The organism is Bacillus sp. BD59S (assembly GCF_007363175.1).
GTDB classification, from domain to species: domain Bacteria; phylum Bacillota; class Bacilli; order Bacillales; family Bacillaceae_G; genus Bacillus_A; species Bacillus_A pacificus.
Genome location: NZ_CP034686.1, coordinates 3,223,078 through 3,236,787, shown reverse-complemented (window position 1 = coordinate 3,236,787; position 13,710 = coordinate 3,223,078). Strand labels below are relative to the sequence as shown.

10 protein-coding genes are annotated in these 13,710 nt (G+C 36.8%); 7 read left to right on the top strand and 3 right to left on the bottom strand.

What is annotated here, in order from left to right; translation table 11 throughout:
• Nucleotides 1-36: 36 nt before the first annotated feature.
• Complete coding sequence (locus EKQ63_RS18795) at nt 37-3,399, top strand: tubulin-like doman-containing protein (protein ID WP_143881408.1); 3,363 nt, start codon at nt 37-39, stop codon at nt 3,397-3,399.
• Nucleotides 3,400-3,456: 57 nt separating this feature from the next.
• Entirely contained in the window at nt 3,457-3,591 is a 135-nt protein-coding gene (locus tag EKQ63_RS18790; RefSeq protein WP_001116178.1) for a hypothetical protein, read from the top strand.
• A gap of 78 nt (nt 3,592-3,669) precedes the next feature.
• On the opposite strand, the gene gerSC is transcribed toward EKQ63_RS18790, so the two are convergent.
• From gerSC to gerSA, 3 genes are read right to left on the bottom strand one after another with little or no spacing between them, the layout of a single operon-like run.
• Nucleotides 3,670-4,806, bottom strand: a complete 1,137-nt coding sequence (gene gerSC / locus EKQ63_RS18785; RefSeq protein WP_087967320.1) for a spore germination protein GerSC — start codon at nt 4,804-4,806, stop codon at nt 3,670-3,672.
• Nucleotides 4,807-5,904 (bottom strand): endospore germination permease, encoded by a 1,098-nt coding sequence (locus EKQ63_RS18780; RefSeq protein WP_087967322.1) that lies wholly within the window; start codon nt 5,902-5,904, stop codon nt 4,807-4,809.
• Nucleotides 5,901-7,439 carry a spore germination protein GerSA gene (gene gerSA / locus EKQ63_RS18775; protein ID WP_087967323.1) on the bottom strand — a complete coding sequence of 513 codons (1,539 nt, stop codon included), beginning with the start codon at nt 7,437-7,439 and terminating at the stop codon, nt 5,901-5,903. Before gerSA ends, EKQ63_RS18780 begins: the two co-directional genes overlap by 4 nt.
• Before the next feature lie 448 nt (nt 7,440-7,887).
• Here gerSA and fdhF point away from each other — a divergent pair, with 448 nt between their 5' ends.
• The 5 genes from fdhF to moaA all read left to right on the top strand — a co-directional run bounded on the left by fdhF (nt 7,888) and on the right by moaA (nt 13,633).
• Nucleotides 7,888-10,827 (top strand): formate dehydrogenase subunit alpha, encoded by a 2,940-nt coding sequence (gene fdhF, locus EKQ63_RS18770; protein WP_143881407.1) that lies wholly within the window; start codon nt 7,888-7,890, stop codon nt 10,825-10,827.
• 12 nt (nt 10,828-10,839) lie between these two features.
• Nucleotides 10,840-11,322, top strand: coding sequence for a helical membrane plugin domain-containing protein (locus EKQ63_RS18765; protein ID WP_087954652.1), 483 nt, complete (start codon nt 10,840-10,842; stop codon nt 11,320-11,322).
• A gap of 115 nt (nt 11,323-11,437) precedes the next feature.
• Nucleotides 11,438-11,782: a Na-translocating system protein MpsC family protein gene (locus EKQ63_RS18760; protein WP_000039582.1), complete on the top strand. Its 345-nt coding sequence runs from the start codon at nt 11,438-11,440 to the stop codon at nt 11,780-11,782.
• A 16-nt stretch (nt 11,783-11,798) separates the two neighbouring features.
• The gene (gene fdhD / locus EKQ63_RS18755; protein ID WP_087954653.1) at nt 11,799-12,596 is read left to right on the top strand and encodes a formate dehydrogenase accessory sulfurtransferase FdhD; all 798 of its coding nucleotides are present in this window, start codon (nt 11,799-11,801) and stop codon (nt 12,594-12,596) included.
• Between the two features lie 20 nt (nt 12,597-12,616).
• Nucleotides 12,617-13,633 carry a GTP 3',8-cyclase MoaA gene (moaA, locus tag EKQ63_RS18750; protein WP_087995624.1) on the top strand — a complete coding sequence of 339 codons (1,017 nt, stop codon included), beginning with the start codon at nt 12,617-12,619 and terminating at the stop codon, nt 13,631-13,633.
• The last annotated feature ends 77 nt before the right edge of the window (nt 13,634-13,710 follow it).

Sequence of the window (13,710 nt, the reverse complement as noted above, 5' to 3'; positions counted from 1 at the left end):
TTTTTTCAAACAAGCAAGAATAGGAAGGTGATTCACATGACGTTACAAGTTCCAACGATATTAATTGGCTTAGGTGGAATCGGTAGTACTGTGACACATCAAATATATGAAAGGCTGCCTGAGGAGCGCCGAAAAAAAGTAGCAATGCACGTATTTGATACAGATGTGAATACATTGAGTAAATTTGATCATATTCGAAAGTTTAAGACGCAAACGAGTTCGAGCAAAACGCCTAGGGAGTATATTGCAGGAGATCCAACGATTCCAGAGTGGTTTCCAATGGACCCGACTATACTTGATAAACCACTGACAGAAGGGGCAGGACAGTTACGCGTTATTTCTCGTTTAGCGTTACGTGCTGCGATGAAAGAAGATAAATTAACCTCCTTTTGGCAAGAAATTGAGAAGATTTTTCCGGTTACAAGCGATCAAACGGAATATGGAGTGCGTGTCATTATCGTAACATCACTAGCGGGCGGAACAGGTTCAGGGATGTTTCTACAAATTGCATTATATTTACGTGAAATGCTTCGAAAAAAACTGCAGCATCACAACATTTTAATACGCGGTGCGTTTCTAATGCCGGATGTGTTAGTGAAGACGAGAACGGTTAGTGCGAAAGAGTTTGAAACGGTGCAAGCAAATGGCTATGCCTCGTTAAAAGAATTACATGCCATTACGCTCGGTTCTACTGGAGAATTATCAAAACGCGGCGGGGTTACGATTGAATTAGAGTATCGACCGGATCAAGTAGATGAGGATGGGAGAACGAATCATACAATTAAACAACATCATTTACCGTACAATTATTGTTTCTTATACGATTACGAAAATTTACATGGACACCATCTGCACAATTTATCAGATTATATGGAGCAAATGGCAAATACGATTTATTTACAGTTATTTAGTCCGATGTCTGCAAATCACTTTGCACAGGAAGATAATCAAATTCAGCAATTGGCAGAATCAAGCGGAAAAGGGCGATATTGCGGGGCAGGAACAGCAAAGATTATTTATCCGTATGAGCACGTGTTAAAATATTGTGCTTTAAAATGGGCTGTGCAAGGTTTAGATGAATCGTGGCTTCATTTAGATCAACTGTTTCAAGAAAAGAAACAAAGATACGATCAAGATGTAAAACGTGGTATGCAGCGTGAAAAGCCAGAGCGTGGGAAGAGTTATTTAGAAGATTTAGAACATCTTGCTACTCGTCCAGAGCAGGCTCATATTTTCTATAGACAAATGTATAACGAAACGCGTGAAGGAGCAGAGGGTGGTAAGGTCGGTGTTGCGAAATCTAAACTGTTTTTAGAAGCTGTAGAAAGCTATGTACAGCGTACGGTGCAAAAAGACGAGGAATTAAATCGTCTGCAGCATGAGTGTAAAATTTCGGCTGCGAAACTGAAAATGATGGAACAAATGAAAGGTGAAGTAGCAAGGGTCGATCATGCGGTTCGTTTATATGCGTATGCGATTCCGAGCCGTGTACATGAACATGTAACGACACTTTTATATGACATGATTGAATCAGACCGTTTTTCACCAAGTGGTTCTGAAGGACAGTCATATCAACTAAATACATGGTTTTTAAAGAAAACGGACTCTGTTCATCCAGTAGCAGCTCGTTTTATGTTGTATGAAATTCGAAAGCAGTTAGTAGAGAAAATGAATCGTTTACATGAAAATAATGAACAGAAGCGTAATTTAATTCAAAACTACGATAAGAAATTTAATGTGAGTAACATTGATGGAACGGTAACAGCTGTACGCCGAGTAGAAATTGCGCAACAACAAGGTTGGTTTGGAAAAATGATTAATAACCAGCAGCGTTTATTTAAAAAGGAATTTGAAGATATTGTAACGCAGTACGTACACAAATTAAACGAATACCGTAAAGAAATGCTATTAGAACTCGTGTATCAATCGCTATATCAAGCAGTTAATAAAATGATTCAATATTGGGAAAGATTTTTTGATAATCTACATGAAACACGTGAAAATTTATTGTTCGAAATTCAAAAACGAAGCAAGGAATTTGAAGGGAAAACAAACCCAACGAATGTATACGTATTAGCTGAAGAGAAGTTACAAGAAAAGATATGGCAAGATATGCAACAACATTTAAATTTAGGTGTATTACCGAAAGATATATGTGCGGAAATTTATATGAGCTTATACGGGGAATATTGCCGGGATGCGAAAACAGAAGAGATTCAATCGAAAAAGGTAGAAGACTTTTATCGTGAGCACATACTAAGCTATTGTTACGATGAATTACAAATACGCTATCGCGATAAATTAGAGCTGAACATCGTTGAAGCATTAAGAAAAGAAGCGGATTATAAGAAGCGTGATCGTGATGAATATGTTCGTGAAAAAATTGAAGACTTGTTCCATTTAGCAAGTCCATTTGTGCCGAAAGTTTCTCATCATAGGGAATTACAATATTGGGGTATACATCCATCTTTAAAGAAAGAACTGCAAGAGGAATTAATGCAAGAAATGTTTAAAGAAAAAGATACAGTACATGAAGCTTTTTCACCATTTGAGGTCATTTGTTATCGTGCGCATTACGGTTTGTCATTGCAAGACTTTCCTAAGCTTTCGTCTGGACATATTGCAAATGGATTTATGAATGATAAAGGTGATTATTTTCAGTCGTACTATCGCCGAGTAAATAAGTTGAATAGTAAAAAATCTAGTTTAACGCCGCATTTAGATAAGTATTGGCACTTACCGGCATTCATGCCAGACTTAAATGCAACGCAAACGAAGTTAGATTATGATAAATGTAATCGAGCTCTTCTATACGCGTATATGTATCGCTGGATAAGTTTAGTTGCTGTTGATGGCCAGTTCGTGTATCAATATAACGGCGTTGGACGTAGCTTCTTAATTCAGTCGATGGGGAAAAATATTTCAAGCGAAAGTTATAAATTACACAGAGCATTGCTTCATAACCCATTTATTTATGAAAACATCTTGTCCAGATTTGAAGAAGAACAAGAAAAGGCGATGATACAAGGTGGACATTTATATACACATCCATTTGTATTAGGTGCTCAAGATATTAGATGGCTACGTAAAGAGCATGTCCATAATATTTTAGATATGATTTTAATGTATGACCGTGAAGCGAAATATGATCCAACGTTAGAGGAAACTTCTGATGAATTATTAAGGCTATTCCTTGATGAAATTGAGTTATATTTCCAAAACTATTACGGTACAGGTGCGGATATGGTTGCGAAGAAAGAGAAAGAAATGTTTATTAAACAATTGTGGGATCGTTCGTACGCGAAAGGATACGTAGATCCAAATAGTGCGCCTTATAAAAAATGGCAAAATTTATTAAGCGTTCATGATGAAGAAGAAACGCCAAAAACGAATGTATAATGAATGAAAAGGGAATCCTTAAAAGTGGCAATACAACTTTAGAAAAGAGGGATTCTGATGCCGTTTTTAGGAAGTGTATATCAAATATTTGGATTGTATCCAGAAATTTATTATGGAATGATTTCAGCTGAACTTGCGGAGCAGCAAAGATTGGAACAAGCGGAAAACGAAGAACCGGAAACAGAAGCGTAACTATACAGGAATTTTCAAAATAAAAATGATAACACGCTACTTGTTCTTTAAACGTATAAGAACAAGTAGCGTGTTTTGCTATTTAATAATCCCATTTTCTAAAATTTTAATAGTAGGTGCTACTTTCACGTTAGCTTTTGAAAAGGCACTCGGCCAATCGTCGTCAACTTTTTTCCATTCTTCATATTGAAATGCTCTCGCATAATCACCAAATCCGAATGGATCAAGTTTTTGTTTTTGAATGTTGTGGATTAAATCGTTCAAATCTTTGTTTAGTTGTTTTGTAATAAGAGAAGTTAATTTCTTTCTATCTTTGTCTATATCCATGTTGAATGTAAGTTCAGATACAGCAATTTTTAAATCCATTTTAACATTAAATTTGAAGTGGTTATCGCTATAGTCTGTATGGATATCACGATTCATGCTAAGAACATTTATTGTTACGAAATCGCCGCCATCGGTATCTTTTAAATCACTATTACTTTCAACTGAAGTAGAAGGGATTTTCAATGTAAGCGAAACCGGTGTATTCGCTTTCTTTTGTAACAAAAGAAGAAGGGCGCTTTCATAACGATTTAATGACATTTTATAAATTCCGCGAGAAGTTAATAGCGCGGAACCGGTAACGATAACATCTTTTTTACCTTTTTTTATTTCTGAAATAGCAGGTGTGATACCTTTATTAAAAGTTTGCCTGTGAAATTCATGGAATGTCGTAAAAACGGTCCGATTGTACAGTTTGTTCGTATTAATTAAATCTGTTAAATACTCGGGAAGGGCAGGCTTATCTTTAAAGTTATTATATATAACGGAAGAAATGGGACCGTCTACTGCAACCATACGCATGTTTCCAGTGTTTTTAGGATCACGATACCAAACATCAAGGTAAGGCATAGCCCCTTCTTGTTTTAAAAAATTTGTGCTAAATAAAATGAGCTGTAACTTTTCTGTAGATACTAAACCGCCACTTGAACTATTAAACGTTGCTTTTGCTTCTCGAGGTGTACGTACTTTCGCTTCATGTGTTTCGTACTTTTTTTCTACGTCTTCATTAAAAATAGGGTTTACGTGGTACACAATTAATTTTCCTTTTGCTTTTGCGTCAAAGCCGTAAATTAATGAAATCGATTGTTTTTCTAAGTCGAGTCGATCTCCACAGCCTGTTAAAAAGGTTATGAGAAAGTAAAGTATAGTGAAATGAATAAAGCGCCTCATTTAAACTCTTCTCCTTTTCCAATGCTGATAAAGTGTCATGTATAAGAGAAATACGACTGGGAATAGAAAAACGATAAAATAACTGGCAGTTCCCCAAAAGTCTCGCAAAGCACTTATTTGGTAAGAGGAAGGGATATAAAAGAATAAGACAACAATACACCCGAATAATAAAAACCAAATAGGTAAGGAACTCCCTTTTTTGTTAAGTAATTGATTGATTCCATCTGAAGCAGTAAAAATGTAAGGAATGCAAGAATCAAAAATAATGAAGAGATAAAAAGATAAAAAGATAATTTCAAACCGTTCAAGAAATGAAAAGTGAAATGGGGTAACAAGAGAAAGAGTAGGCCATAAAAACTTTGTTATACCGTCTGGACTAAAATAAACAAAAGAGACAAACGTGACTTGAAGATAAATAAATAGCGTAATCAAATTCGCAAGAACAATTCCTTTTTTTGCAGATGATTTATTACTGAGATAAGGATAAAGGACAAATGCAAACTCAAATCCGAGAAACGCAATGATAGTTGATTTTACTGTGTTTAAAACTGGTATCCAGCCTTCTTTAAGGAGAGGAAGAAGATAAATCCAATGCCCATCTTTAAGCGGAATAAACAATAGAAAAGGCATCCACAGTGTGAAAAATACAGTGAAAACAGCGTAGCGACTTATAATAAGAACGCCTTTACATGCGAGCATCAACATTGGAATAGATAGTAAAATCATAATTAAAAACATTGGAGTTCTAGGTAAAATCCAAATGTGAATAACGTATAAGAGGGAAAAAATTAAGGAAATAGCTGCAAGGACAGCATATAAAATCCAAAAAATCATTCCTACTCTTCCTAGCCATTTCCCCAGATAACGAGTCAGTACATCAAGTAAAGTATATCCAGGATGCTTTTCCATGATTTTTACAATGCATAGACTGACTAAAGTAGTGATAGCGCATCCAATAATAATAGACATCCAGCCATCTGTATTCGCCCCTTGTGCAACTTCACGTGGCAGTGTAAGTACACCGAATCCTACTTGAACACCACTAATCGTTAAAATGTATTGAAATAAACTAATCTCCCTCTTTGTACGCTTTGTCACTTATCTTCCTCCGTTCCTTCTATATCGCTTTGCCGATTCTCTTGTTTTAAGTTAAGGGATAGTGGGCGTTTCTTCATTATTTTCCATGGTAAACGTACAAGAATATCTTTTAAATCTGAAGCAAATAACGGAGAAAAAGGACTACCATAAGGAACACCAAGAGATTCCATAGAAAGTATATGAATAATAATGATTGCCATCCCAACCATAATTCCAATGACACCAAATAAAGAGGCAATTATCATCATTGGGAATCGAAGAAGTCGAATTCCTGCAGACATTTCTAGGTTAGGGATGATGAAAGAAGCGACTGCAGTAATAGATACGACGATAACCATGACATTACTTACTATTCCTGCTTGAACTGCAGCTTGTCCAATGACAATCCCTCCTACGACGCCAATCGTTTGTCCAACGGGACCAGGAAGCCGAACTGCAGCCTCGCGGAGCATTTCAAGTACTAATTCCATCAAAAGTGCTTCTAATATAGGAGGAAAAGGAATTTTAGCTCGAGATTCTCCAATCGTTAACAATAATTTAAGTGGAATCACTTCATAATGAAAGGAAATCATAGCAATATAAAGAGCAGGAGCAAAAATTGCAATAAATAATCCAGTGAAACGAAGTAATCGTATAAAAGATGGAATCATTGGTCTGAAGCTGTAATCATCTATCGTCTGAAAAAAAGCTGAAAAGGTCATAGGTCCTATTAATACGCCTGGTGAACGATCTACAACAACAGCAATTCGCCCATCTAGAATATGATGTGCTGTTGTGTCAGGGCGTTCAGTGATAGATAGTTGCGGAAAGAGAGTATAGGAATTATCTTCAACAAATCCTTCTAATTCTCCGGTAGTAAGAATGGCATCCACTTTGATTGATTCGATGCGGCAGGCCATCTCTTGTACGACATCTTCGTTTGCAATGTCTGCTAAGTACAGCAAAAAAACCTTTGAAGTAGCTCGTTCACCAACAGTGAACTCCTTCACTTTCAATTCGCGATTTGGAATATATCGACGAATAAGTGCAAGGCTGTCGCTCGCTACTTCATTAAATCCTTCGTGTGAGCTTTTTATGGAAGTTTCTGTTGTAGGTTCTTCAATACTTCTTTTTGGCGCCGCTTGCGTATCTAGTTCTAACGCTGTAAGCTGTCCATTTATGAATAAAATACTTTTACCATGTAAAAGGGACTGTTCAATGTCTGTCCACTGCTCAACCTTTTTAATATTTCCGATAGAAACAGAGGCTTCCCAAAAATCGTCTTCATTCCACTCTTTAAATAAGAGAGGACGAAGAATGTTTACGTTAATAACAGTTTTGTCTACAAGTCCTTCCATATATATAAGTGCAGCTTCCTGTCCGTTTTTTAATGGAAAAGTGCGTGTTATTAATTCTGGAATACCGCTAAACAGTTTGGACAAGTGCTTTAAATTAAGGGAAAGGGAAGAAGAAATAGATTTATTTAATGTGTGATTAGCTTGCTCTTGGGTAGAAAAAGATTTTTCACCACGAATCCATTTATTAAAAGACCCCATTTGTTCGCTTACTCCTTGTTATGTTTTATCCCGCTTTAATGGGCAGTAAGCCCCCCTCAAAATTTAGCGGAAGCAAAGAGGTTAAGTAGGGGTCGGGCTGCCCATAAAAGCCCGATTGGTGAGGGCTGATAATCAGTGGGGGATGAAGAAAACCCCCCCACTGATTAAAGTTTCACTTTATATGGGTTATTATGGATAGTTCCAAGCTGACATATGCGCAGTTTAAATTTTATATTGTATATTTTTAACTTTAACGCTATAATTATAGTGTTAAAGATGGAATCGTGATATGACCTGTTATGACTCTATCGTTTTATTTATGAATAAATGGATTGGTATTTTAGCAAGATGTGCTAATAAACTACTCCACCATGATAATAACGTGCCGAAATGTGGTGCGTATATTTTCGTGGTGGAGTTTTTTTATTCTCAAAAAGGGGGAAAGACCATGAATAACAACATGGTTCATATTACAATTGACGGAAAAAAGTATACAGCGGAGCCCGGTTCAACGATATTGGGTGTTATTAATGAGAACGGGATTGAACATCCGCAAATTTGTTACGTGCCAGAAGTAGATCCTATTCAAACATGTGACACTTGTATTGTAGAAGTTGACGGAAAGTTAATGCGCTCTTGTTCGACAGTAGCGACAGAAGGTATGAACATTGAACGTAATTCTACTCGTGCGAAAGAAGCACAAACAGAGGCGATGGATCGGTTACTAGAAAATCATTTATTATACTGTACAGTATGTGACAACAACAATGGGAACTGTAAACTGCATAATACAGCAGAATTAATGGAAATCGAACATCAAAAATATCCTTATGAACCGAAAGTAGATGTAAGTGAAGTTGATATGACGCATCCGTTTTATCGCTATGACCCGAATCAATGTATTGCATGTGGTCAATGCGTTGAGGTGTGTCAAAACTTACAAGTAAATGAAACGTTATCGATAGACTGGGAAGCGGAGCGACCACGAGTGATTTGGGATGAAGGAGTAAATATTAATGATTCTTCATGCGTGAGCTGTGGTCAATGTGTAACGATTTGTCCTTGTAACGCTTTAATGGAAAAAACGATGCTTGGTGAAGCTGGATTTATGACGGGATTAAAACCAGATATTCTTGAACCGATGGTAGATTTAATTAAAGAAGTTGAGCCTGGATATAGCGGTATTTTTGCGGTATCAGAAGTGGAAGCGGCCATGCGTGATACTCGTACGAAGAAAACGAAAACAGTATGTACATTTTGTGGTGTAGGGTGTTCATTTGAAGTGTGGACGAAAGGACGTAAAATTCTTAAAGTACAACCTTCTTCTGATGCGCCAGTTAACGCAATTTCTACTTGTGTAAAAGGAAAATTCGGTTGGGACTTCGTAAATTCTAAAGAACGAATTACGAAACCTTTAATTCGTAAAAATGGAACGTTTGTTGAATCTACATGGGAAGAAGCATTGAATGTAGTTGCAAGTAAATTAGGAGCGATTAAAGAAGAGTACGGTAAAGATGCTATCGGTTTTATTTCTTCATCTAAAATTACGAATGAAGATAATTATGTGATTCAAAAATTAGCTCGACAAGTATTTGAAACGAATAATATTGATAACTGCTCACGTTATTGTCAATCACCAGCGACAGACGGATTATTCCGTACAATTGGTATGGGCGGAGATGCTGGAACGATTAAAGATATTGCACAATCTGGTCTTGTTATTATTGTAGGTTGTAATCCGACAGAAGGTCATCCTGTTTTAGCTACACGTATTAAACGTGCACATAAATTACACGGACAAAAATTAATTGTGGCTGATCTTCGTAAAACAGAAATGGCAGAGCGTTCAGATGTCTTTATTAGTCCAAAACAAGGAACAGATCAAGTATGGTTAATGGCTGTTACGAAATATATGATTGATCAAGGCTGGCACGATCAACGATTTATTGATGAGAATGTAAATTTCTTTGAAGATTTCAAAGAGAGCCTTACAGCATATACACTTGAATATGCAGAAGAAGTGACTGGTATTTCGCAAGAAACACTGATTCAAATGGCTGAAATGATTCGTGATGCAGACGGTACATGTATCCTTTGGGGAATGGGTGTAACGCAAAATACAGGTGGATCTGATACTTCCGCTGCGATTTCAAACTTACTACTTGCAACAGGTAATTATCGTCGTCCAGGCGCTGGTGCATATCCGCTTCGAGGCCATAATAACGTACAAGGTGCTTGTGATATGGGTACTTTACCAGGATGGCTTCCTGGATATCAGCACGTTACGAACGATGTGGAACGTGCGAAATTTGAAATGGCTTACGGAGTGAAAATTAATAGTGAACCAGGTCTGAATAATATTGAAATGCTTCACGCGATTGATAAAGGGAAGATGAAAGCTATGTATCTTGTTGGAGAGGATATGGCTCTTGTAGACTCTAATGCGAACCATGTACATGAAGTGTTATCAAGCCTTGATTTCTTCGTTGTGCAAGATGTTTTCTTATCTAAAACAGCTCAATATGCAGATGTTGTATTACCAGCAGCGCCATCTCTTGAAAAAGAAGGTACTTTCACTAATACAGAGCGTCGTGTTCAAAGACTATATCAAGTTCTTCCTACGCTTGGAGATGCGAAGCCAGACTGGTGGATCGTGCAGGAAGTTGCGAATAAATTAGGTGCAAACTGGAGTTATAGCCATCCAAGTGAAATTTTTGCTGAAATGGCAAGTTTATCACCACTATTTTCACAAGCAAACTATGAAGTATTGGAAGGATGGAATAGTTTCCATTGGGGAAGTTTTGATGGAACGAATACACCGCTTCTTTTCCAAGATGGATTTAACTTCCCAGATAAAAAAGCTCGTTTTGCGATTGCTGACTGGGTACGCCCAGCTGATTTCCCAGCTGAATTCGACCTTCATATTAACAATGGTCGTATGCTTGAGCACTTCCATGAAGGGAATATGACAAATAAATCAACAGGTATTCAAACGAAAGTACCTGGCGTTTTCGTTGAAGTTTCTCCAGCACTTGCAAAAGAACGTGGAGTGAAAACTGGTTCATTAGTCCGTCTTGTCTCTCCGTTTGGAGCGTTAAAATTACGTGCACTTGTAACAGACCGTGTAAAAGCGAATGAGTTATATTTACCGATGAACTCTACAGATAATGAAACAGCAATTAATTTCTTAACAGGTCCTGCCGTTGATACGCGTACGAACACACCTGCTTATAAACAGACGAAAGTGCGTATGGAAGTGCTAGAAGTTGATGGCGAAAATCCGATGCCAAAAGCGAATCCGCGTAATAAAAAACGTCACCCTCAAGCTGGCATTGAGGTATATCGTAAGTGGGCACGTCCAGGGTATGTGCATTTAACGGATAAGTAGGAGGAGAAAAATATGGCTGCACCTATAAAAATGATTCAAAAACAAGAATTAACTGAGGAAGAAATAAAACAGAAAAAATTAGATGATTTAAAAGAGCTTCTAGCTAATAATGAAGACTCTCTAAATCAAATGTTTAACATAGTAGGGGAATTGAATGATATTGGCATGTTAGAAGCTGCAAATTCTATGCTAAAGGCGAAAGAACCAATCGCAAAGATTGTTCTTGGCCAAGTGACTCGTGAGCCGGTTACAAATTTAATTAATAATATGATGGGGGCTGCGGGTGCTTTAACAGAACTTGATCCGGAACTTACGAAAAAGCTTATAGGTAGCTTATTAGTAGGTCTAGAAGAAGGTAATGAACATCTAGAGAGTAATAAAAAAGTAGGGGTATTCGATCTTATGAAAGTATTGAAAGATCCAGACATTAACCGTGCTATCGGGTTTGGGCTTCATTTCTTAAAAGGTATGGGTAAAGGGTTAAAAGACGAGTAACCTTCACGAAGTGAATCTTTTCGCCCGAATATTTGTACGAAATAGTTTGGGCGGAAGGCTCATTTTGGTAAAATATATAATAAAGTAAAATGAGGCTTTTGGGAGGTATAATGGTATGTCAAAAAAAGTACATGAATTTAATGATATGATACGAAAACTTCGAAAGGAACTTTTCGGAAAAGGGCCAGAACGAATTCATACTGTTTTTGCTGAAAATATGGCGATTGCGACTCTTTACGGAAACTTAACACCTACTGAAAAATTCATTTCAAGTACGATGGACGGTGCGGAAATGGTTCATATGGCTAGAACGAAAATGATTCAAGAAGTGTATGCTGCGAATTCCCGTGAACATTTGGAGGAACTTGTTGGAGCGAAATTGGTGAATTTGTTTTCAGATATGAAAGTAGAAGAAGATATTGCAGTTTCGGTATTTGTTTTTGATAAAAATATAACGTGAGAGAAGGATACTGATCGTGAAACCGATACAGGTAGAAAGAGAAATCTTTCGTTATGAACAAGGGGCGTTTAAATATATAGAGGACAGCATTGTAACAGAGTTTCCAGTCACGATTAAAATGAACGGACAGGAGTTTGTTACAATGGTTAGTACTCCAGAATATATAGAAGATATGGTAATAGGCTTCCTAGCATCGGAAGGAATTATTCGGAAGTATGAAGATATTGATGATATATGGGTACAAGAGAAAGAAGGATTTGTACATGTCACCACAACAAAAGTAAATCCGTATTACGAACAAATGCAAAATAAACGCTATATTACTTCATGCTGTGGTATGAGTAGACAAGGGTTTGTTTTTGCAAATGATGCATTAAGCGCAAAGAAAATGAATGGCGTTCATGTACAGGTTGCTGCAGAAGACTGTTTTCGATTAATGAAAGAAATGCAGCAATCTGCAGAGACATTTCATCATACAGGTGGCGTTCATAATGCATCTTTGTGCAATGTGAATGGTATTATTTTAAGTCGAATGGATATTGGTAGACATAATGCGTTAGATAAAATTTACGGTTATTGCTTAAAAAATAATATTTCTATAAGAGATAAAATCATTGTTTTTAGTGGTCGTATTTCTTCGGAAATACTATTGAAGGTTGCAAAAATTGGTTGTGAAATCATACTGTCAAAATCAGCTCCAACTGAGTTGGCTTTGCAGCTAGCTGAAGAATTAGGTATTACTACGATAGGATTTATTCGGAATCAATCCTTAAATGTATATACGCATCCGGAGCGTGTTTTAAATATAAAATAAGTAAAAGCGAGGCAATAAATATGAAATCTGTCACATTAGACAAACTACAACGTCCTTTAAAGGATTTACGTATTTCAGTTACTGATCGCTGTAATTTTCGCTGTCGATATTGTATGCCAGAAGAAATATTTGGTCCTGATTACTCGTTTTTGTCTAATGATAAAATTTTATCTTTTGATGAAATTGAAAGGATAACACGTATTTTCGTTTCTTTAGGTGTTAGAAAATTACGGATTACAGGCGGAGAACCGTTACTTCGAAGAGGTCTTCCGCAGCTTATCGAGCGCCTTAATAAACTAGATGGTGTGGAGGATATCGGTTTAACAACTAATGGATCGTTACTTAAAAAGTTTGCTCCTGATTTATATAAGGCGGGTTTATCACGTGTGACAGTTAGTTTAGATTCCTTAGAAGAAGAGCGGTTTTTCTATTTGAATGGTAATAGAAGCAAAGTACAAAGGGTTTTGGAAGGAATACAAGCTGCAGCTGAAGTCGGTATGAAAATTAAAATAAACATGGTCGTTCAAAAGGGAAAAAACGAACAGGACATTTTGCAGATGGCGCAATACTTTAAGGAAAATAAGCATATTCTTCGTTTTATTGAGTATATGGACGTTGGAAATTATAATGGTTGGGATTTAAAAGAGGTCGTCTCTAAACAAGAAATAGTAGATACGATTCATCAAGTTATGCCGTTAGAACGGATAGAAGCAAATTATTCTGGTGAAGTGGCTACTAGGTATCGTTATATAGGAAGCGATGAGGAAATAGGTATTATTTCATCAGTAACAGATTCATTCTGCTCCTCATGTACGAGAGCCCGTATTTCTGCAGAAGGAAAGTTATATACTTGTTTGTTCGCTTCTAAAGGAAATGATTTGAGAGAAATGCTTCGATCTGAATACACTGACGAGGAAATAACAGATGCCGTACGCGATATATGGAACAAACGAGAAGATCGTTATTCAGATGAACGCTTAAGTCATACAAGTACAAAAAGAGCACCTAAAATTGAAATGTCACATATTGGTGGTTGATATATAAGCGTGAGACTATGATGAAGTATATACAAAATGGAAGATGTGCAACGTTTGTAGATTTTCTATTTTATAGT